The organism is Thermococcus sp. SY098 (assembly GCF_035621495.1).
In the GTDB taxonomy this organism is placed as follows: Archaea; Methanobacteriota_B; Thermococci; order Thermococcales; family Thermococcaceae; genus Thermococcus_B.
On the sequence record NZ_CP141821.1, the window covers coordinates 741351 to 762673 of the forward strand.

A 21323-nucleotide genomic window follows, 5' to 3' on the forward strand; every position below is an offset into this window, starting at 1 on the left:
GCCCATTAAAAGGTTATCCTATACACTTCAGGTGATAACACGTAATGAAAGAACATTGTAAGAAAAATTCAAAAACTCAAGTCATCAGAAGATTTTCAATAAGCCTTATCGCTTCAATGATTTTTGCCTCGGGTTTTTCTTCCCCCCTTGGAAGTTCAAGGTTTATAACAAGTCTCTCTTCCCTGCCATCCTCCTCAAGATCGTATACCTCAAGCTCCTCTATATCGACATCTTCAAAGAGGCTCTCAACCTCTGGTCCAATTATCTTCTTGTCGTTTCCGTAAACCTCAACCCTCACAATGTCATCCTTTGATGAGGTTAGGACAACTATTTCATAATTCCCAACTTTTTTTGTAAACCGTATCATGCTGCCGTACCCTACTATTTCTTCCTTGAATCCGAGTCTCTTCATGGTTGCCCTTATGCTGTCAACTTTTGCCTTCATCTTTCTCAGAATTCTCTCCTTGAGTTTGTAGCTCTCCTCAAGAGCCTTTTTAATACCTTCACCAGCTTTTTCAATCTCGCCTTCCCATATACCGATGATCTTCAAACCTGAAGAAGTAGATCTAAGCTCAATCTTAAGGTTATCAACATCAAAGTCCCTCAGATCATCTATTTTAAGCTCACTAAGCCTTAAGATTTCAAATTCAATCCTCACCATATCACCAAAAGCTTTTCCCTTAAATTTCACGGGCATCACCCAAAGGAGGGAAAGAGATAATAGTTTAAAAACTCTTCTCTTCACAATATTGTAGAAAAGACAAAGAAAGAAGGAAAAAGCTCACTTTCTTTTTCTAAGGAGCAGTGGGATCAATGCCAATCCAACGAGAACTGCTGGACCACATGTTGAAGCTTGGGTAGCTGTTTGGGTCGTGGGTGAGCTTTCACTTGGTGTGGTCTCGGAAGTTGTTGTGGTTGTGGTCTTTGTAGTTGAAGTGGGGGTTGGCTTGCCCATGACTTTTTCAGCAACAGCCTTGTTGCCGTAGAAGTCAACTGCAACGACTCTAATTGTGTACTCGTCTGCATTCACCCCTGGAATCTGTGCAAGGAAGTAGTCCACGTTTGGTCCACCTTTAGTTGGCTCCGCTGGATATTTCTTAACTTCACCGTTGGCCTCTATTTCAACATATAAGTCTTTGATTCCCAAATTGTCGCTTGCCTTGAAATAGACCTTGAACGGCTTTCCTTTTACCGGCTTGGCGGGTGAAGTGTATGCAATACTCACCTCGGGCTTTTCAGTGTCCTTGCCCTTTGTAATGACAAGCTGACTGACACCCTTTGGAACAGTAACTTCAAGGAGCATGTAGTGCTTATCTCCGATGGTCCTTTCTCCCAAGACCTTATATTTGACGGTTGTGGCACCTGCATCCACTTTTGCTCCCTCTGGCACAACAACGGCCAATTTTCCACTTGCCTCTTTAAACTCGTTCACAAATTTGATTGCCGAACCGAAGTCAGTTGTGTGTCTGAAGACTATAAACTCTTGGGGAATTGGGAACGAACTTATTGGACCGAATATTGTGCCGAACATATCCTTAATTCCGGGCAGTCTGACATTTCCGTTTTCATCGATTTCCACGATTCTTGAACCGTACCAGTTGTCCTTCTCTCTTTTATCTGGTGCACCTGTTGTGGTGGATGTTACAAACCAGTGTTCATTGCCCTTCTTATCAACATAAACCTGGACGTAATCTGCGTGAACGTGTCCGCTTAAGACGAGCTTTATGTTGTACTTCTCAACATCCTCAAGGAAGCGTTTTGCAAGATCCTCCGTCTTTCTTTCTTTACCCCCTATCCAGTACCAGCTTACAAGAGGGGCAATTTTATCCCAGTCCTCAGAGACACTCATTCCTTCTATTTTTCCGCTTCTCCCCTCCGGTGTCTTGTACCAGTATGGATGGTGGACCAAGATTATGGGTATTTTATCTGGGTTCTGCTCAAGTATCTTCTCCATCCACTCAAGCTGCTCCATCGTTGGATGTGATCTCTCGTTGTCTGAGTCGAGTGCAATTATTATGAACTTGCCTATTGTGAGATAATAAACCGGCGGAGCGATTAACTTTGAAAAGTACTTTGGCGGGTCATCATGGTTTCCTTTAACTATTATGGTTGGCTTTCCTGCGGCAATTGCGTTTTCCATCAGCCCAAGAAGATATCCGTAGGCTTTGCTGTCACCTGCGGTATCAACTACATCACCTGTTGCGATTATGACATCAACATTTGGATTCATCGCCCAGTATGTGAAGAAGCTGTCATCGGCCACATAGCTGTGAAGAGGAATTGCTCCTTCACCACACTTGAAGATACTTCTACAGAACTTCTCTCCATTGACATAGCCAATCTTTGCACCGCTTGTAACGTGAAGGTCGCTTCCATGTGCAATTCTGAGAACCTTTGGATACTCCTTAAGAACCCAGACACCATTAGGGACAATGACTTTACCTTTGTTTGATTGAACGATAAGGAAGTAGTCGTCTGGAGCAACATTCTCTGGGATTTTAACCTTAAGCTCATCACCGTTCTTCTCAACTATTTGCAATTCATAAGGCCCATGGAGGATTGAAACTATTGAAAGCCCAGTGATTTCAACCCCAGGTTGTGCTTTAACGGTAATTGTATCCCCTGGAACTGCCACTGCTGGTGCTCCAGGTGCCGGGTACTGAAGGACGTCAAGGGGATAAAGTGTTGCTGCCTCTACCTGTACAGCTTGGAACATGGAAACTACCATCAAAACCAAAAGTAGTGCTATCCCCTTCCTCATGCCATCACCGAATAAAAAATTGCTCTGTCTCTCTATAAAACCTTATCCAACATAAACTTGTGTAACAGTAGAAGAAAATAGAATTGGATTTAACACTATGAGTTCCATCTGACGGAAATTAATGCCAACCCAATAATTTTCTCCGCAAACTCGCTCTTTCCGCCCAACCGTTTGTATTCCTGATATCCCTGCCATATTTTTGAATACAACCTTTGAGCTGCATCAACTTTGTGCCTTCTTGTTGCAATAAACAGCCTTGTTAAATGAACTGTCATCTCCAGTAAAACAAAATCTGCTCTGCTGAGAGGTTTTGTAATTGCAGGAATTGTCTCACCGTAAAGAGGGATAAATTTGCATTTCAACACTTTGCTTTTTCCGAGCTCATCTTCAATTTCATCCTCCTTGAACTCTATTCTACCCTCAACCCAGCTCAGGTTTTTGATTCTTTTCAGTGGTATTACCTTTGTGTTTTCAAACTCTACATTAATTGGAATGTTCAGCGCAGCTTTTATCAGAAGTTCCACGTCTTGGGTAATGTGGATAACTCCAAAAGGATGCTCCTTGATTTCCTGAAAACTTTTTCCCTCAAAAAGCTTGAAATATAAGCTATCTCCTCTCCGAACAACCCCTATTGGGGTAACATTAGATTTTGTTACCAGCAAAACCTCGTATGTCTTCCCTTCTTCAAATAAACCCAAAATTTCCATGCTCTCACCAAGAAGGAAATTAAGAAAAGAAAGTTAAAGCTGTTTTGGTAAAACGAGAATATCGTCCTTGTTTATGTAGAAGGTAACCGGACCTTGGGGTTTTAGGCTCATTACATCTTTGTCACTTATTGTTCTTGCTATGATTCTGGTCTCTCCAAACATTCCAACGACCTCAATGAAGAATCCATAGTATTCAATGAGATCAACCTTGCCTTCAAGCTTCACTGCGTTTTCAATTGGATGCAGGCTGATACGCTCTGGTCTTATAACAATGACAACTTTGTCGCTCTTATCAGTGTATGTTAGTCCTTCAAGTCTGAAGTGCTCAAATTCCACCGTAACCTTGTCTCCCTCTCTCTCAACAACTTTTGCTGGAATTACGTTTGTCTTACCCATAAATGATGCAACAAATTCAGTCTTTGGCTTCTCATAGATTTCTCTCGGCGTTCCAACTTGTTCAACAGTTCCAACGTTCATGACGGCTATTCTATCGCTTATTGCCATTGCCTCCTCTTGATCGTGTGTAACGTAAAGCACCGTTATTCCCAGCTCACGCTGAATTCTTCTGATTTCCGAACGCATTTCAAGCCTGAGCTTTGCGTCAAGGTTCGAGAGAGGCTCATCAAGGAGGAGCAATTTGGGTTCAACCACTATAGCTCTTGCTATTGCAACTCTCTGCTGCTGACCACCACTGAGCTGAGTGGGATATCTGTCCTCAAACCCCTCAAGCTTTACCAGCTGAAGTGCCCATCTGACTTTTTTCTCGATTTCATCCTTTGGAAGCTTCTTGATCTTGAGACCATAGGCAATGTTGTCATAAACTGTCATATGGGGCCAGAGAGCATAGTTCTGGAACACTAAGACTGCTCCCCTTTCGCTTGAGCTTAGGTATGTAACTTCTTGATCATCAAAGAATATCCTTCCCTTGTCTGGAAAGTCGAGACCTGCAATTATTCTCAGCGTTGTGGATTTCCCACATCCACTTGGACCAAGTAGAGTAAAGAGCTCACCATGCTTTATGTGAAGATCTATTCCCTTCAATGCCACAGTTTCCCCAAAGGTCTTAACAATATTCTCAAGTTTGACTTCAACCAACTTTCTCACCTCATGTCAGTCCTATGAATGCATACCTCTGCTTGGTGATTATGTTAACCAACACAATTGATAGTATCTGGACTGTAATCAACAGCACACCCAATGCCGCAGCAAGCTGGGCACTTCCGGCAGCAGACATCATGATGTCCTTCATGAACGCTGTAATCGGTGCATACTGCATGTTGAGTGAACCCAGTGTAATACCAACGCTTGTTTCGCTCATTGAGTAAACGAAGCTGAGCATTGCACCGCCAAAGACGTTAAGTGATATCAGGGGCAGCAAAATACCGGTTACAGTTTTCCATCTGCTCGCTCCAAGGTTCATTGAAGCTTCTTCAAGGGAAACATGAACCTGCTGAAGTCCTGCATATACAGAACGAGCTGAGAACGGCAGCCTTCTTATTGAATATGCCAATATAAGCACAAAGGCTGGGTTGAAGCTGAAGATGTTCGTTGGATCCAGTGGAGTGTTGGGGAACACTTGTGAGAAGAAGTAGAAGTAGCCCATTGCCACAACTATACCCGGAACGGCTATTGGGATTATGACCAAGCTTTCAAGCACTGGGGTTAGGACTCCCTTGAACCTGCTGGTTGCGTATGATGATGTTACAGAGAGGAGCACGATAAGCACGACAGCAGCAGCTGAATACATAAGGCTGTTTATGATGTATCTCCTGACATCAGGGTTGAAGAGCATCTGCTTGACGTATTCCGTTGTAAACCCTTGGGGCATTACAGTGACGCTCCACTGCTTGGAGAATGCCAGCAGGATAACACCAATTTGTGGAAATATTGTTAGGAGCAACAGGGGGAGTAAAACAACATAAATTATCGCAGCCTGCCATGGTTTTGGCTTGCTAACCCTTGGCTTCCATCTCCCGCCTTTGCTGAGCATGGCGTACTGCCTCAAACTGACATACTTCCTGATCCCAAGGAATGCGAGTACAGCTAAAGTGAGCATTATAATTGACAATGCCGCAATTTCAGGACTCCTTTCACCCAGACCATAGAGGAATTTGCTGAAGATTTGATAAGACATCAGCTTCTTGGCCAAGGGGTCACCCTGAAAGACAATTGGTGCTGCCAAATCTTCAAGGCTGAAAATGAATACCAGCGTTGCACCAGCCGCTATACCTGGCAAAGCTAATGGAAATGTCACTGTTCTAAAGAGGTGGAATCCTTTGCTTCCGAGATTCTCTGCTTGCTCCTCCAATGTGGGGTCAATGTTGATAAAGCTTGCATATGCGTTGAGATATACTATTGGGTAGTAGGTCATTGCTTGGGCTAAAACAACACCTGCCAGACCATCAATTTTAATCCTAAACGGCAGGATATGGAGGAGCTCATAGAAAATGTAGTTGATTAAACCCGTATCAAGGAACATCTTCTTAATGACATATGCATTGACGAATGGAGTAACCAGCAGGGGAATAAATAGGGCAATTCTAAAGAAGTTTTTCCCTTTAAACTCATATCTCGCCATTATAAAGGCGAAGATCGTCCCCATCAAGGAAGCTAAAAGCGTCACAAGGGCGGCAACCACAAGCGAATTAATGACAACTCCAAAATCTATTCCCCTGATTAAATACACGGTCTCTCCAGTCGCAGTAACTGTTTTTATTGCAAAGTCTCCCTGGGGTGGGAATTGCACATAATAACTTGAGGTTAATATGCTCTTAAACCAGTAGAGGGAGAAGTGTCCCTCATGGCTAAATGCTATTGCAAGCATAGCCAAAACGGGTATTATTAAAAACACGACTATATACAGTAGGGGGAAAAGGTAGGAAAAGGAAACGAGAGGTTCAAAAAGCGGTGTTCCAAAAAGCTTTTCACTCCACTTGCTTACCTTCATCCTTGCACCTCCGATAATACTTTGTTATACTTAGCCCTTGCGGCATCTCTCCACTCCTGCATGAGTGTGTCTTTAAACCCGGGATCCTTTATAAGTCTTTCATTTATTTTCTTTGCATAGTCTTCAGTAAAGGTAACCATTTTTCCTGTATCCGGGTCTTTAAACTGTATCGGAGCTAAAAGCTGTGCTTTAAGCTGTTCATATTTGTCTTTACTTATCTTACCTTGCTTGTATGCTTGGACAAGGGCAACCCATGCCCTGTGGAGCTCTTGGTTTGCATCAACCAACGTAGCCTTGAAGTAGAACTGCATTGCATATACTGTTGCCAATGCCCTTGCATCGTCAAACTGAATACCCTGGGTCTGAAGAGCCAATTCATAAGCCTTCTTTAAATCTGGTCTCTTCTGTCCTTCAGGAGTATCGAAGACTGCAGGGTTTACTGGAAGCCTGTTGACATCTTCATTGAGCCAAATCTTCTGTCCTTCTGTGAGCACCCAGTAGATGAAGGCCTGTGCAGCCTCCGGGTGCTGAGAGTTCTTAAGCAAAGCGATGGGATCACCATTGATTATACTCTCTCCTTTGGGTATGATATAAATACATGCAGGGTTAAGCTTCATCGCAGTATACCCATAGAAATCAATTGTATTTCCAACGGCTATGTCACCAGCTATAACTGCCTCTCTAACAGCGTCACTTGCGTCATAAATTTTTGAGTTTGCAGCTATGATTGTAAGAACCTTCCATCCCTCGTCCCAGCCAAAAGCTTGAAGGATGATCTGATAGATTCTTGTGTTTGATGTACTTCTTGTTGGATCTGCGATACCAACCTGTGGCGGATCCAATGCAAAAGTCTCACTTGCTATATCCTCCCACTTTTCGGGCATTGGAAGGTTCCACCTTTTCAGGACATCCTTGTTCACGGTGAAACCGAATGATGAAAGCGCAGCTGCAATCCAGTAAACTTTTCCGTCATTTCCTTTCCTTACCATTGGCATTCCAGCAATATCTTCTTTTATCTGTGTTCCAAGGAGACCAAGAACCTTCTCATCTGTAATTGGAGCTAAATAACCCTGCTTGAAGAGATCATCAAATAGTGTTGGTCCTCCTCCCCATCCGATGTCAGCGCCCCTCTTAATCAATGCAGGCCACTGCGAGTCGGGAGCCTTAATAAATTTAATGTTTACGATGTTGTACTTCTTTGCAATGTCGCTCTTCAGAAAAGCCTCTTTCGCCAGCATCTGAATTGTTGTGTCATGTCTTGTCAGAACGATTAAGGTTATCCCCCCACTGGGTTTTGATGTGCTTGTTGCAGTAGTGCTTTGTTCTCCACCACCAATACATCCGGCTGCTATGCTAACAAGAAACAGCAGTACAAGCGAAAGAGCAATGGTTTTTTTCATTTTGACTCACCTCTGAGGGAGTTTTACAAAAGCTTCTTTAAATTTTTGCCACAAAAAAATGTCAAAAATTAAAGATTTAAAGAGAAAAATTCACTTTCTTTTTCTCAAGAGCAGCGGGATCAATGCCAACCCAACAAGGACTGCTGGACCGCATGTCTTGCTGGTTGTGGCTGGAGCTGAAGTGCCTGTTTCAGTTGGCTTTTCGGTCTCGGTTGGCTTCTCTGTTGTTGTCTCTGTCGGCTTCTCCTCCACTTTGCTTGCTTCTTTAAGTGCCCAGTGGATGAAGTTTGTGACGAATGTCGGGCCGTCAAGTGGAACTCCGTGGTACTTTGGTGCCCAAGTTGGCTCGTAGTCACCGTATGGTGATTCACCGCTAACTATAAGCAAACTCTGCTTTCCATTGTCGAACTTGACAAACTCAACTGCTAAGAGTGGGAATACACCAGTGTCACCAGCCATATAGGCGTTTGCTGGTGGGTCGTTGTTTTCAACGATTGTACCATCCTTTGAAGTTTTGACGATTCTGTAAACGTTCTCTGGGATGTTATCTGTCAAGGTATGCCAGTTCCCTTGGTCATCGACGTAAGCAACAACGCCAGGACCGTGGTATAGGACTTTTCCCCCATGCTTAAAGCCTTCAGTGATCATGCTTGCGTCTGGTGTGTTTGGATCTGGGTTAACGATACCAACAACTCTGTATCCTGCTCCAGCGTTGCTTACTGGGTCCTCAACAGAACAGAGGTCCAATCTAAGGTGACCGATTCCAAGCTGGTCAAGAAGAGCATTGACTGTCTCCTGAACCTGCACACCGCTTCCGTAGTCGCTGTCACCAGCAATCCAGAGGACTTTGCCACCCTGCTTGAACCATTCTGCAATTGCTTGTATTTCATCTGGCTCAAATGGACTTGAGGGCTGACCGATAATAAGCATGTCAACGCCCTTGAGGGCATCGGCGGTAATTTTATCGCCAAGGTGTGGGATTCCCAGTGTATCGGCAGCAGCCGGGTCACCAAAGTATGCCCACTTCACATCTGTAATTGTCTTTACAATCCCATGTGCCAAAGTTTCATTTGTATCCCTGTCAATAACATCTCCTGCAAGGTACTTGTCGTTTTCACCGTGTGCCAAATCCACAGCAACTGTTGCTGCACTGGCAAAAGCGACTCCAAACAGCCCAAACAGAACAAAAACTGACAACAGTACTGCAAGCTTCTTCATGGCGTTCACCAAAAATGTTTAACGTATAAGGGAGTTATAAATCTTATTGAATCTCCATTAGGTAACAATGTGTACCAAGGAGCCCGAATTTATATTGGTAAATGTTTAGATAATCAGCATTGAGAGACAGCATCGTACATCTGTAGCTGTTTAAATTGTATGACAGACCTCAATGCGTAAATGCCTTAAAGGATAATATCATTTTTGGCTTAGGTGGTGCAAATGGACATAGAGAAGAAGATCGAACTGATAACAAGAAAGCCAACTGAGGAAGTATTGACCGTAGAAAATTTGAGGCAGCTCCTGGAAATTGGAGTTCCTCTTCAGCATTATATCGGATTTGAAATAAGCGGTTACATTCATCTTGGCACTGGATTAATGGCAGGTGCGAAAATCGCTGACTTCCAGAAAGCGGGTATAAAAACAAGGATATTCTTAGCAGACTGGCACAGCTGGATTAACGATAAACTTGGCGGAGACCTCGAGACGATTCAAAAAGTGGCTTTAACTTACTTTAAAGAAGGAATGAAGCAGAGCATCAAAGTTATGGGCGGGGATCCAGATAAAGTAGAGTTCGTCTTAGCGAGTGAGATTTTGGAGAAAGGCGACTACTGGCAGACCGTCATTGACATTTCAAAGAACGTTACTTTAAGCAGAGTTATGCGCTCCATCACAATCATGGGTAGACAGATGGGAGAGGCAATAGACTTTGCAAAGCTGATCTACCCGATGATGCAGGTTGCTGACATATTCTACCAAGGAGTTAACATTGCACACGCTGGAATGGATCAGAGAAAGGCTCACGTTATCGCAATAGAAGTCGCTGAAAAGCTGAAGTACCACCCGCTTATCTGGGAAGACAAGAAATACAAGCCCGTTGCAGTTCACCACCACCTCCTGCTCGGATTACAGGAGCCTCCGAAGTGGCCGATTGAGAGCGAAGAGGAGTTCAAGGAGATAAAAGCAGCAATGAAGATGAGCAAGTCAAAGCCATACTCCGCTGTTTTCATACACGACACCCCCGAAGAGATCAAGCAAAAGCTTAGAAAGGCATTCTGTCCTGCAAGAGAAGTCAGATACAATCCAGTTCTTGACTGGGCAGAGCATATAATCTTCCGTGAGGAGCCCACTGAATTTACCATTCACAGACCAGCCAAGTTTGGTGGTGATGTAACTTATACAACGTTTGAAGAGCTCAAGAAGGACTTTGCTGAAGGAAAGCTGCACCCACTCGACTTAAAGAATGCTGTTGCTGAGTACCTGATAGAGCTCCTCAAGCCAGTCAGAGAGTACTTTGAAAAACACCCAGAGCCTTTAGAGCTGATGAAGGAAGTTAAGATTACGAGATGAGCTTAAATCTCTTCTGACAATTTCTCTATTTTCTCTTTTAAATCGGGGAGCTTATTTTTGATGATATCCCATATTAACTCCACGTCAATTCCAAAGTATTGGTGTATCAAAATGTTTCTGAGTCCAATTATCTTTCTCCATTCAATTTCTGGATGCTTTTCTCGAATTTCTTCTGGGATTGCCCGACAAGCTTCCCCGATAATCTCGAGATTTCTAACAACAGCATCAATAACCATTCTGTTTTTGGCAAACTCCTCAAAGGAGAGTCCTTTTGTGTACTCCTTAATTCGGTCAACAGCTTCAAGAATGTCTTCAATGTAAAGGCTATAATCCCTCAATCGGTACAGCCTCCTCCCATACATACTTTCTTATTTTCGGTTTTAAAGCTTCAACTGTTATCAGATCAACCCCCACTCCAAACAACTCTTCAAGGAAGAACTTCAGCTCCATGTAATTATCGAATGTTTTCTTACCTTTTTCAAATTCCACAAGTATATCCACGTCGCTGGTCTCCTTAGCTTCTCCCCTAACATAAGAGCCAAAAACCCAGATACGCTTAACCCCAAACTTTTTTAATTCACTCTTATGTTTCTGAAGCAGCTTTAGAATGTCCATCACATCTTTAGACATGAGCCCACCTAATAACAAATTTGCATCAGGAAATTAAAAGGTTTCTCAGGCGAAACCAAACATGAAAATAAACATGGGTGGATATCATTAAATTTCTTCGGATCAACTACTAAAACTTCAAACATAACAGAAGACTTCAACATCTACAAACGATAAAGCTTCCGAATAACCCTTTTAACATCTTCAACTTTTTCGCTTGAAAGCAATCCTACCCGAGCTCTCACCATTCCCTTTGCCACAGAGAAGACGATATACGGCTTTATAATGCTTTTCTTCTTAAGGTAACCTCCAGGGTAAAGATTTATGTCTTCTTCAGTTAGCTCCACATTGTATTCCCTAAATCCGCTGTTTAGGTTTGTGCTTATTTGAACCACAACCAAACTGTTGCTGACCCGGTTGAAATCCGTATTTGAGATAACCAAAACTGGTCTGGTCTTCTTTTGGGTTTTATCGATAAAAGGGAAATCCATAGTAACTACTTCCCACTGCTGGATTACCTTTGGAGGATCAGGGCTCATAAGGTACTCCTCCCACGTAATCATCTGGGTCATTATTCCAGTCCTCGGCGAGAATTGGCTCGATCACCTTGAGCATGCTTTTTATAAACTCCTCGTCCTCATCCTGAGATTTAGCGTTAGGAATCTTCTTTGAAAGTACGAACTCCCTTAAGGCTTCTTTGACCACCTCACTTCTGTTGGAGTACAGTCCAGCCTCCACAAGTTCATCTATCATCTTTGCTATTCCAGCGGGAATTCTTACGGTTATCTTTACACTTGAAGCAGACATTTAGACCACCTTGTAGCCTTATTGTCAGACACAAATATAAAGCTTTTGGAGACAGTTAAGATTAGACACTCTGTTTAAAACAAAACTCGTAAATACTTCCGTGAACACATCTTTACTCTGGTGGTGCTCCTTGAACGCTAACGTCAACTTAGATGCTCTTTTCCAAGGGAATGGCACAGCAACATCAGCACTTCCAAACAGTCAGAAACTTTTGATAAAACTTTTCGTCAGAAAAGTTTCTGGTGCGGGGGCGGGGATTTGAACCCCGGAACCCCTGCGGGACGGGACCCTCAATCCCGCGCCTTTGACCAGGCTCGGCAACCCCCGCTCAAGCCAAAATATTTCGGTTAAAATCAGCTTATAAAGTTTTCTGTTTGCTGTTACCGAAAAATTTATAAAACTCTCAACTCCCAATGATTTTGGACGCGGGCCGGTAGCTTAGCCTGGTTAGAGCGGCGGACTCTTAATCCGCAGGTCGGGGGTTCAAATCCCCCCCGGCCCGCCAACAAGCTGCACTTCTTCTGGAGTGCTTTTCGGAGACAAGAAAATGAGTTTTGAAAAATTAGGACTCTCAGAAAATACACTGGGAGCAGTCAGAAGAAAAGGGTTCTCGGAACCTACAGACATTCAGAGGGAAGTTATCCCTCTTTTCTTAAGAGGAGATGCAGACATAGTTGGACAATCACAGACAGGAACTGGAAAAACAGCATCATTCGCATTACCGCTTGTGGATATTATCAATGAGTATGAAAGGGAAGTCCAAGCAATAATTTTAACGCCAACAAGAGAGCTTGCTCTTCAAGTAGCTGACGAGATAAAGTCGCTTAGAGGCAAGAAAAGGATAAAAGTTCTTTCAGTGTACGGAGGACAGCCAATAGGTCCTCAGATAAGAGCTCTTAGGAAAGGAGCTCACATAGTGGTTGGAACTCCTGGAAGAGTTCTCGATCACATCAGAAGAGGCACGTTGAGGCTTGACGGAATTCAATACTTCATCTTAGATGAAGCTGACAGAATGCTCGATATGGGTTTCATAGACGATATAAGGGCAATATTCAGAGAAACACCAAGAGATAAGCGTGTTCTCATGTTTTCAGCAACGATGCCCCGTGAAGTTTTGAAATTAGCAAAACGATACATGAAGGAATATGACCTGATAAGAACGAGTAGCGACGAGCCAGTTCCAGACCTTGTGGAGCAGGAGTATATTGAGGTCGTACCAGCAAGAAAAATATCCGTGTTGAAAAGAATACTAAACAGTGAATTCTATGGGATAATCTTCTGCCAAACGAAGAGGGAGACCAAGACACTGGCAGAAAAGCTTGCACGTATGGGATATAGCGCCGAAGCTTTAAACGGAGATATGAGGCAAAGAAGCAGAGAAAGGACTCTGATGCGCTTTAAAAGGCGAAAGATAAACATCTTAGTTGCCACAGATGTTGCTGCAAGAGGAATAGATGTTCAAGACATCACCCACATTGTAAACTATTCTTTGCCACAAAATGCTGAAATGTATATCCATAGGATTGGCAGAACAGGAAGAGCGGGCAAAAAAGGAAAAGCAATAACTTTCATCATGCCGGGAGAGTACAGGAGGTTAAGGTACATTGAAAGCGTTGCAAAGGTTAGCATAAAGAAATCAAAGCTTCAAGAAAGCATAGACAGAGAAAAGAGAAGAGACTCAAGAAAGAGATACTGAGATTTGTCAAGACTTGGCAATATCGAGAATTATTTTAAGGTTCTCCCCCTCTTCTCTTATCTCAATCCAAAACGCTGAATACTGTTCTAAGTCAGCTCCAACTTCTGGGTCTGAGACTATGCTGTCGTAGAGATATTCGATCAGCTGTTCATGGAACAGAGGGTTATAATATTCAACAAACTTTTCAAATCTGAACGTCCAAACTTTTCCTTCAGAGTAACCCCTTGGCAGTGTGCCTTGGGAGAGTGACTGAAGTTTCTCATCAAGCCTCAAGTTTGGGAAGTTCTTCAAAATTATTGAAGACAAGCTCCCAGAAATTGCCTGTGCATCTGAATCAGTGAACTTGTAATCTTGCTTTAGAAACTCTATCCCAGAAACAATTCCTAAGTTTTTTACTTCGGCACTGCCATTTACAAGCTTGATTTCGTAAATTGTTGCATTTGAGATTGTTTTCCCTTTCTCCTTCCAGTACCGGTAATATGCCCCCAAATCCATGGCAGGAGGATGCTGATCTAAGACAAAGTACCATCCGTCAATTTTTATTACCGCCGCTGCATGCCCGATATCACTATTCGTGAAGTTAATGCTGAAAATATAAACCGGGGAGTAGTTCATGTCCAAAAGCAGTCCGGCCGTTAGGATTGCATAGTCAGTGCATATTCCTTTTCCCTTCATTATTGTTTCATAGGGAGTTTGTATCGTATTGTCTTTTCCCCTTACGACCTTAAAACTTCCATTACTGTATATTTCAATTTCTGGAGCGGGGAGGGATGCCTTTTTCCAGTCATATTGGATATGCTCCTTCTCCCACTCTAAAATGTTCCAGGCACTTTGCTGTAAGCTGTCACCTTTAAGCTGCTCAGCTAAGGGCTTTATTTTAGCAAGCTCCTCTTTACTCAAAGCACATGGAATTGCCCTTTCAAGGACATATCTCCAGAGAGGGTCTGAGCAAGAGGAAGTGGTATTAACTTGGGGCAATACTGCCGTTGAAGAGGTGGTTCGAGTGAAAGGAGTAGCTGTTGAGGAATGGGTAGAAAGAGTTTCAGAAGTTGCTTTTTCTGTTTGAGTAATTGTCTCGATTTGAACGCATCCGCTTACAAATACGAGTGCTATTATGAGCACTGAGAGCATGAATTTAAGCAGCTTCATAAAATCTCACCTCGAAAGTTGTTATGTGTTAAGGATTAAAAAAGTTCCAAGAACACTGAGTAGATGTTATCTGTAAAGTTTCCTTAGTCTAGCTGTTTATTTTATATATTCCTCTTCTAGCTGTTTAATAGCAAATTCGATCTTCTTTACTCTTTTATCCCTTTTATCCTTTGCATCTTCTTCAGGTGTTAACACAAGCGCAAGCATTACTCCCCACAATTCTTGCAAATACCATTCACCCAGTTCTTTCATCTTTTCATCATTACTACTACGAAGTAAGCCTCTAAATGTCCAATAAAGTTTCTCAGCGTCTTTGTTTCCGTAAGCCATCTCACGGGCCAAACCGAGGATAATTGCGTATATGTCTCCTCCAGAGCCTTCTGGAAGGACAACACTTCCCTCACCATTCACTACTGCATTCCCTTCAGTCTTGTTAATTTCAATTCCTGTTTCCTTTTGAACTTCTTCAAAAATGCTCATAAGTTTTGTCTCTCCAATATCTTCAATGAGAGTTTTCAGGTTTTTAGAATATTTCTTAAGCTTCTCAACATTCTCTTGGTAATCTTCTAAGTCCCTATATAATTCCAGTCCAAGAAGGCTATCCACAACAAAGAGTTCAGGCCTTTCAATTTCTTCCTTTATTTCAAGTAAATCCTCTGGATATTTGGAATTTACAACTCCTTTATCTATTAGTTCGAAGTTCTTTTCGAGCTTATCTTTGATTGAGTGAAGTATTCCCAATGCGTTGACAACAATTGGGGTGAGTCGTTGTTTTTTCATTTCTTCTAAAGACTGTTTTGTAGCATGTGTCTGGAGTGCCACATAAAACACCATTAACACTGTCGCCATTGCAGACAATCCCAAAATAATATTGCTCGCATCGGGGGATGTACTCTTTTCTGGATTGGCTGACCGTCCTATCCAATATGAAATTAAAATTATAAGCGAGATAGTTACCCCTGAAATTACAAAAGTATACCAATCCTGTATTTTCCAGTCAGATTCAGCGAGAGAGAGCACAAGTATTGCACCACCAATCAAAACTCCAACTAGCCAATAGGGATAATTCCAAGTCCCAGTACCTAATACTATTATCACGCCACAAAATATTATGAGTACAAAAACAAGCAGTATATCCTGTGTCTTCGAATTATTTTTCTTATCCATATTTTAAAACTCATCAACAGGATTATTTAAGATTTTCCAAATCTAAAGTTTTGTAGATTGTTATTCAGAATATTTAGTCCAGAGTAGCATGTCTCTGAGCTAATACTTATAATGAGACTTTGATTCAAAACTTCTCGTGAGGAATGAACTTTTTAAAATCAACAACGCTTTTAGAAACAGACTTCGTCCCCGTCAATGTTTTACAAAGCAAAAATTCTTGTGGGTCGTGGGGGCATTAGCCCCCAGTAGATGAGAAGAAAGTGAGGTGTGGAGCGAAGCTCCACTATGGGGGTTTGAGAGTACAGAGAGATAAGGGGGCTTTGCCCCCTTGTCTTTCGTTGTGGCGGGCCCGGCGGGATTCGAACCCGCGACCTCCGGCTTAGAAGGCCGGCGCCCTATCCTGCTAGGCTACGGGCCCTCGGGAACTAATCACCAGAAAGGTGTTTATAAAGATTGCGGTAGTTAAAAGAAAGAGAGAAAGCTCACGGATAGAGCCTTGTTGGGGTCCTTGGGAACAGGGTTGCCCATCTAACGTGGTCAAGATTGAGAATCCATGCAACTACTCTCTCGACACCAAGCCCAAAGCCGCTGTGCGGAACGCTTCCATACTTTCTGAGATCAAGATACCACTCGTAGTCCTTTGGATCCATGCCCTCTTCTAAAATACGTTGCACAAGTTTGTCGTAATTATCTTCTCTCTGTGAACCACCAATTACTTCACCATACCCCTCAGGTGCAAGCATGTCAGCTGCCAAGACCTTTCTTGGGTCTTCTGGGTCTTCTTTCATGTAGAATGCCTTGATGTGCTTTGGATAGCCATAGACAAAGAACGGCCTGTCGAATTCTTCCGTCAAAACTCTCTCTTCATCTGCACCCATGTCTTCGCCCCACTCTATGCTGACGCCTTTGCTCTGGAGGATATCAATTGCCTCATCGTAACTTATTCTCGGGAATGGCGGCTCCGTGTTCTTTAAGGTTGTGAAGTCTTTTCTGTATAGTTCAATTTCTTTTCTTCTCAGCTCTAAAGTCCGCTGAACCATGTAACTCACAAGCTCCTCCTCAACCTTCATGATATCCCAGAGGTCCATCCATGCAGCCTCAAGCTCGAGGTGCCAGAATTCTGTTAAGTGCCTCCTCGTTCTGCTCTTCTCTGCTCTGAAGCTCGGCGTTAGAGACCAGACCTTTTCAAGACCAAATATAGCTGCTTCAAGATAAAGCTGAGCTGATTGGCTCAGATAAGCGGTTTTATCAAAGTACTTTAGCTTAAATAGAGTAGCCCCACCCTCCACAGCGCCTGTGACCAATATTGGTGGGAACACCTCATACCAGCCGTCTTGAAGAAGCCATTCTCTTGCAGCTTGAATTAGAGTCGCTTTGACTTTCATTATTGCCGCAACTTTTGGGGATCTTAGATGGAGATGTCTTACATCCAGAAGAAATTCTGGACTTGCGTCCTTGGTAATCGGGAAAAACTCGACGTTTTGGATGACCTCAATCTTATCTGCCTGAATTTCAACTCCTCCAGGGGCCCTCTTATCTTGTTTAACGGTGCCCTCAATTACTACGCTTGACTCTATTCCGGTTTTCTTTGCAGTCTCATAAGCCTCTTTGCTAATTTCCTCTTTGAACACGGTTTGAATAATTCCACTTGAGTCTCTAAGTACTATAAACACCTTGTCTTTAATTTCTCTCTTTCTATACACCCAGCCAGCCAATCTAACTCTTTTTCCTTCCATCTCGGGTTTAACTTGAGCACAGTAAATTTTCTCAATCATAATCATCACCCCACAACTTTTTGAAAGTTGAACTGAGGGTTTATTAAACTAACCGTGAGCAGTGAAGAAAAGCCAACCCTCAATTTATCCACAGTACTAACGCTTTAACTTTCAATCTAAGCTCAATCAACATCGGCATTGTGCATCGAGTTTTCTTCAGATAATCATTATTTAAATTCTTTGCTATTTTAATTGGCAGAATGACAAAAAGCTTTAATATACTGTTAGCTGAAACTATTTCCCCCGCTGGAGGTGATAGGATGAAGGCAATACTTGCAAAGTACATTCTGGATGTTAACGGAGTAAGGGAGGACATGGCAGTTTTGATAGAGGGTAATAAAATCTATGATGTCATTCCGAAGGATAAGCTCAAAGAATATGATGTTGATGAAACTTTTGGTGGAGAGGGCTATCTCTTAATTCCCGGGCTTATTAATGCCCATACCCACGTAGCAATGACAAAATTTAGGGGAATCGGGGATGACTTGCCTCTGGATAAGTGGCTGAATGAAGTTATTTGGCCCATGGAAAAGGAGTGGAGCAAAAAGGAAATCCATAAATGGGCACTTATTGGAATTGCAGAGGCTATCGCCAACGGTTCAACAGTAATCAACGACCATTACTTCTTTGCGGATGAAATAGCCAAAGCAGCTCAAAAGCTTGGCATTAGAGCGTTCATTGGACAGACCATGATGGATTTAGTTGAATTTCCAATTGCAGAGCCAGAAGAGGGATTTAGGTTTTTTAAGAGATGGAAAGACAGAGATAAACTTGTTAAACCAGTATTAGCCCCACATGCAACTGACACGGTTTCTCTTGATCTTTTAAAAGAAATCAAAGAGTTCTCTGAAAACGAAAAGGCGTTAATTCATATGCACGTTTCCCAGAGCAGGGAAGAAGTTTTGAGAGTCAAAAGGAGAGAAGGAATCTTGCCCGTTGAATACCTCAAGAAAGCTGGAGTCTTAAATGAGAGCTTCATCGGCGTTCATGGCGTCTATCTGAGCGAAAAAGAAGTTGGGCTTTATGCAAAAAGTGGAGCAACGTTGGTGCATTGTGCAGTCAGTTTGGCAAAGCTTGAGGGAAGTATCGCACCAATAATTGATTTATGGGAAAAGGGAGGCAACATTGCACTTGGAAACGACTGTGCGGCTTCAAATAATTCACTTGACATGATCCAGGAGATGAAGTTTGCAGCGATACTAAATAAAGTCAGGAACCGTGATCCAACCAAAGCCTCAGCAAAGGACGTATTTTACTGGGCAACAGTTGGAGGAGCAAAAGCATTGAAAATTAAAGCGGGGCTGATAGAGAAAGGATATCTTGCAGATTTAGTTCTTATAAATATAAATAAGCTGCATTTTCTACCGAAGGCCAATATATTGTCGCATCTGGTGTACTCCGCCAAAGGAAGTGATGTTGAAATGGTCTTTGTGGACGGAGAGTTAATCTACCAGTTGGGAAACTTTACAAAAGAGCAAATCATTTTTTAAAATTATAGTTTTTTGTTTAATATATTAAGCAGTAAACCTTATATAGGATATTCTCCAAAAGATTCTGGTGCTCTTTGGATAAACTATAAGTATTTGGCATTATTATTTGGGGGGATTATAGTTGTTTATAGATCCCTTTGTAATCCGCTCTATTAACAGAAGTGAGCTCCGAAAGCGAATTCTCTTATATTTATACAACATATACCCTTCTTTTACGTATCTTGCTGAAATCGCAAGAGTTGTTCGTTCTGATCCTTCAAACGTAAAAGGTGCTCTTGTGGGGTTGGGGAATAGGTATAATGGACATAGTTCCCTTGTTAGCTTAGGATTAGTTGAAATAATTGAAGAAAATGGATTCAAATATTACAGACTTTCTGAATATGGGAAAAGAGTTGTTGAAATGCTGAAGTCATATCAATCATATTATAGGAAATTTATGTGAGGTGTAAAAAATGGAGTCGCTTGTCAAGAAAATTGATAAAAACATCTCAGCGATGATTCAGGTAGCTGTGCTAAACATACTAAAATTGGGAATGGAATACAGGATATTTAATAAACTAACTTCAAAGAAACATTATCTTGACATTCTAAACATGAGCTCCATCAAGAATAAACCTCTGCTAAAAGATCTCTTGGATACCTATGTTGAGATCGGAATAGTAGAGAGAACTCTAAATGAAATAAGAATGCGGGATTTTTCTTACACCATTACATTCAGCAGGGAGAGCATCAGCTATATACAACCAGATTGGATATCAGTATTCGAAGAAATGTATAAAATGACCACATACTCATTTATCAGCCCAGAGCATCCTAAGATTTTAATGGACTTTGATAAAGATGCAGATTTCTGGGATATGCGGCTTTCCCTAGAATTCAACAGTACTTACAGAAAGTTAATAGCATCCATAGGAAAGCTAAGAGACGAAATGACAGTTCTGGATTTGGGCTGTGGTTCTGTTTCTCCTGTAGAGATTGGAAAATTAGTAGGACCTAACGGAAAATACGTGGGTGTGGACTTCTCTCCGGGCATGTTAAGCATAGCAAAGAGTAGAATAAAAGAATTAGGACTCGATTGGGTAATCCTCAGGGAACTTGACATTAGGACAATGATCCCCCGCAGCAAATATGACATAATCATAATGAGCTTTGTTCTTGAGTACCTCCCCACGCTTTCACTTTTAAAAGTCATAGATACTGCCATGGCTGCGTTAAATGAGGGTGGGAAATTGATTATTATAGAGCCATTTAGAGAGAATTACCCGCAGATTGCCGCATGGGAGTTTTTTGAAAAACTAACAAAGGAGTTTACCAAATTTCCCAGCAAATCTGCGATAATAAATTCCCTCGAACAAACAAACTATAATTTTAGGCTTCATGAAATTGGAAAATCTGTTCTTGTTGTAGAAAAACTCTAATTTTATTTATTTTTCTAAATCTTGTTATTTACTTAATTTTTTGGTAAATACCTACATATGTAGGTACATCGCTATATGCTTATGCAAAAACAAAAAATTGATTTATATTCAAGACATAATATTATAAATTGCAAACTTTCCAAGGGAGGTGCCAAAAGATGGGATACCTCATAAAAAAGAGGAGAGGTGCCGTTGGTATCGGCACTTTGATTGTATTTATAGCCATGGTACTAGTAGCTGCAGTTGCTGCAGCCGTTTTGATTAACACAAGTGGGTACCTACAACAGAGAGCTGAAGCAACAGGAAGGCAAACGACAAAAGAAGTAGCAAGTGGGTTGAAAATTGACAGTGTTACAGGATATGCAAATGCTTCTAACACTATAAGTCACCTTGCTATCCAGATTTCACTCAATGCAGGAAGTGAACCCATTGATCTCACCCAAACCAAAATCTACATCAGCGATGGTAGCAACCAGATGGTTTATGCCTACGAGGGAAATGCCAAAGCATCCTTAACTGGACAACTGTTTGACTTTACTCTCAAACCATGGAGTGACCTAAAGACCAACTATACCAAGTTTGGTATTATAATTGTTCAGGATGCTGACAACTCCCTTAGTGGCAATGTCCCAACTTTGACCCCTGGAGACATAGTCATCCTCACGATTGACGCTTACAAGTCCCTTGGAGGCATTGGTCCGAGGACAGAAGTCACAATTGAAGTTAGGCCTGAGTTTGGTGCCCCAGGATTTACAAAATTTGTTACTCCAACTGCCTACGGGCTCAGTACTAATGACAAAGTTGTTGAACTCAAGTGATGCTTAATGTT

General features: G+C 42.1%; 20 protein-coding genes and 3 tRNA genes. 7 read left to right on the forward strand and 16 right to left on the reverse strand.

Annotated elements, in window-relative coordinates; all coding sequences use genetic code 11:
* Window positions 1-76 precede the first annotated feature (76 nt).
* The 7 genes from VFC49_RS04075 to VFC49_RS04105 form a co-directional block, all read right to left on the reverse strand.
* Window positions 77-691 carry a hypothetical protein gene (locus VFC49_RS04075; RefSeq protein WP_013467460.1) on the reverse strand — a complete coding sequence of 205 codons (615 nt, stop codon included), beginning with the start codon at window positions 689-691 and terminating at the stop codon, window positions 77-79.
* A gap of 90 nt (window positions 692-781) precedes the next feature.
* Window positions 782-2761, reverse strand: coding sequence for a metallophosphoesterase (locus VFC49_RS04080; RefSeq protein ID WP_324736286.1), 1980 nt, complete (start codon window positions 2759-2761; stop codon window positions 782-784).
* 95 nt (window positions 2762-2856) lie between these two features.
* The gene (locus tag VFC49_RS04085; RefSeq protein ID WP_324736287.1) at window positions 2857-3468 is read right to left on the reverse strand and encodes a DUF447 domain-containing protein; all 612 of its coding nucleotides are present in this window, start codon (window positions 3466-3468) and stop codon (window positions 2857-2859) included.
* Between the two features lie 33 nt (window positions 3469-3501).
* Window positions 3502-4563, reverse strand: coding sequence for an ABC transporter ATP-binding protein (locus VFC49_RS04090; protein ID WP_324736288.1), 1062 nt, complete (start codon window positions 4561-4563; stop codon window positions 3502-3504).
* A 10-nt stretch (window positions 4564-4573) separates the two neighbouring features.
* A complete protein-coding gene (locus VFC49_RS04095; protein ID WP_324736289.1) occupies window positions 4574-6415 on the reverse strand; it encodes an iron ABC transporter permease in 1842 nt (613 codons plus the stop codon).
* Window positions 6412-7815 (reverse strand): ABC transporter substrate-binding protein, encoded by a 1404-nt coding sequence (locus tag VFC49_RS04100; protein WP_324736290.1) that lies wholly within the window; start codon window positions 7813-7815, stop codon window positions 6412-6414. Before VFC49_RS04100 ends, VFC49_RS04095 begins: the two co-directional genes overlap by 4 nt.
* A 90-nt stretch (window positions 7816-7905) precedes the next feature.
* Window positions 7906-9033, reverse strand: coding sequence for a CGP-CTERM sorting domain-containing protein (locus VFC49_RS04105; RefSeq protein WP_324736628.1), 1128 nt, complete (start codon window positions 9031-9033; stop codon window positions 7906-7908).
* 222 nt (window positions 9034-9255) lie between these two features.
* On the opposite strand from VFC49_RS04105, the gene VFC49_RS04110 reads away from it, so the two are divergent.
* Window positions 9256-10383, forward strand: coding sequence for a tyrosine--tRNA ligase (locus VFC49_RS04110; RefSeq protein ID WP_324736291.1), 1128 nt, complete (start codon window positions 9256-9258; stop codon window positions 10381-10383).
* A gap of 2 nt (window positions 10384-10385) precedes the next feature.
* On the opposite strand, the gene VFC49_RS04115 is transcribed toward VFC49_RS04110, so the two are convergent.
* From VFC49_RS04115 to VFC49_RS04135, 5 genes are all read right to left on the reverse strand, one after another.
* Window positions 10386-10745, reverse strand: coding sequence for a DUF86 domain-containing protein (locus tag VFC49_RS04115; protein WP_324736292.1), 360 nt, complete (start codon window positions 10743-10745; stop codon window positions 10386-10388).
* Window positions 10708-11013 carry a nucleotidyltransferase family protein gene (locus VFC49_RS04120; protein WP_324736293.1) on the reverse strand — a complete coding sequence of 102 codons (306 nt, stop codon included), beginning with the start codon at window positions 11011-11013 and terminating at the stop codon, window positions 10708-10710. Before VFC49_RS04120 ends, VFC49_RS04115 begins: the two co-directional genes overlap by 38 nt.
* A 143-nt stretch (window positions 11014-11156) precedes the next feature.
* Window positions 11157-11531, reverse strand: coding sequence for a type II toxin-antitoxin system PemK/MazF family toxin (locus tag VFC49_RS04125; protein ID WP_324736294.1), 375 nt, complete (start codon window positions 11529-11531; stop codon window positions 11157-11159).
* Window positions 11521-11799 (reverse strand): ribbon-helix-helix domain-containing protein, encoded by a 279-nt coding sequence (locus VFC49_RS04130; protein WP_056933993.1) that lies wholly within the window; start codon window positions 11797-11799, stop codon window positions 11521-11523. Before VFC49_RS04130 ends, VFC49_RS04125 begins: the two co-directional genes overlap by 11 nt.
* 240 nt (window positions 11800-12039) lie before the next feature.
* A tRNA-Leu gene (locus VFC49_RS04135) sits at window positions 12040-12127 on the reverse strand.
* A gap of 99 nt (window positions 12128-12226) precedes the next feature.
* Between VFC49_RS04135 and VFC49_RS04140 the strand changes: the two genes are divergently transcribed.
* Window positions 12227-12304: transfer RNA gene (locus VFC49_RS04140), tRNA-Lys, on the forward strand.
* A 42-nt stretch (window positions 12305-12346) separates the two neighbouring features.
* Window positions 12347-13495: a DEAD/DEAH box helicase gene (locus tag VFC49_RS04145; RefSeq protein WP_324736295.1), complete on the forward strand. Its 1149-nt coding sequence runs from the start codon at window positions 12347-12349 to the stop codon at window positions 13493-13495.
* A gap of 6 nt (window positions 13496-13501) precedes the next feature.
* Here the strand turns inward: VFC49_RS04145 and VFC49_RS04150 are convergent, their stop codons facing one another.
* The 4 genes from VFC49_RS04150 to asnS all read right to left on the reverse strand — a co-directional run bounded on the left by VFC49_RS04150 (window position 13502) and on the right by asnS (window position 17586).
* Complete coding sequence (locus VFC49_RS04150; protein ID WP_324736296.1) at window positions 13502-14644, reverse strand: transglutaminase-like domain-containing protein; 1143 nt, start codon at window positions 14642-14644, stop codon at window positions 13502-13504.
* 96 nt (window positions 14645-14740) lie between these two features.
* A complete protein-coding gene (locus VFC49_RS04155; RefSeq protein WP_324736297.1) occupies window positions 14741-15811 on the reverse strand; it encodes a hypothetical protein in 1071 nt (356 codons plus the stop codon).
* Between the two features lie 341 nt (window positions 15812-16152).
* Window positions 16153-16229, reverse strand: a tRNA-Arg gene (locus VFC49_RS04160).
* A 64-nt stretch (window positions 16230-16293) separates the two neighbouring features.
* Window positions 16294-17586 (reverse strand): asparagine--tRNA ligase, encoded by a 1293-nt coding sequence (asnS, locus tag VFC49_RS04165; RefSeq protein WP_324736298.1) that lies wholly within the window; start codon window positions 17584-17586, stop codon window positions 16294-16296.
* A gap of 260 nt (window positions 17587-17846) precedes the next feature.
* Between asnS and VFC49_RS04170 the strand changes: the two genes are divergently transcribed.
* The 4 genes from VFC49_RS04170 (at window position 17847) to VFC49_RS04185 (ending at window position 21312) form a co-directional block, all read left to right on the forward strand.
* Window positions 17847-19076 (forward strand): amidohydrolase, encoded by a 1230-nt coding sequence (locus VFC49_RS04170; protein ID WP_324736299.1) that lies wholly within the window; start codon window positions 17847-17849, stop codon window positions 19074-19076.
* A 121-nt stretch (window positions 19077-19197) separates the two neighbouring features.
* The gene (locus tag VFC49_RS04175; RefSeq protein WP_048159772.1) at window positions 19198-19518 is read left to right on the forward strand and encodes a helix-turn-helix domain-containing protein; all 321 of its coding nucleotides are present in this window, start codon (window positions 19198-19200) and stop codon (window positions 19516-19518) included.
* Between the two features lie 10 nt (window positions 19519-19528).
* Complete coding sequence (locus VFC49_RS04180; protein WP_324736300.1) at window positions 19529-20494, forward strand: class I SAM-dependent methyltransferase; 966 nt, start codon at window positions 19529-19531, stop codon at window positions 20492-20494.
* 158 nt (window positions 20495-20652) lie between these two features.
* On the forward strand, window positions 20653-21312 hold the full coding sequence (locus VFC49_RS04185) for a flagellin (RefSeq protein WP_324736301.1): 660 nt from the start codon (window positions 20653-20655) through the stop codon (window positions 21310-21312).
* The last annotated feature ends 11 nt before the right edge of the window (window positions 21313-21323 follow it).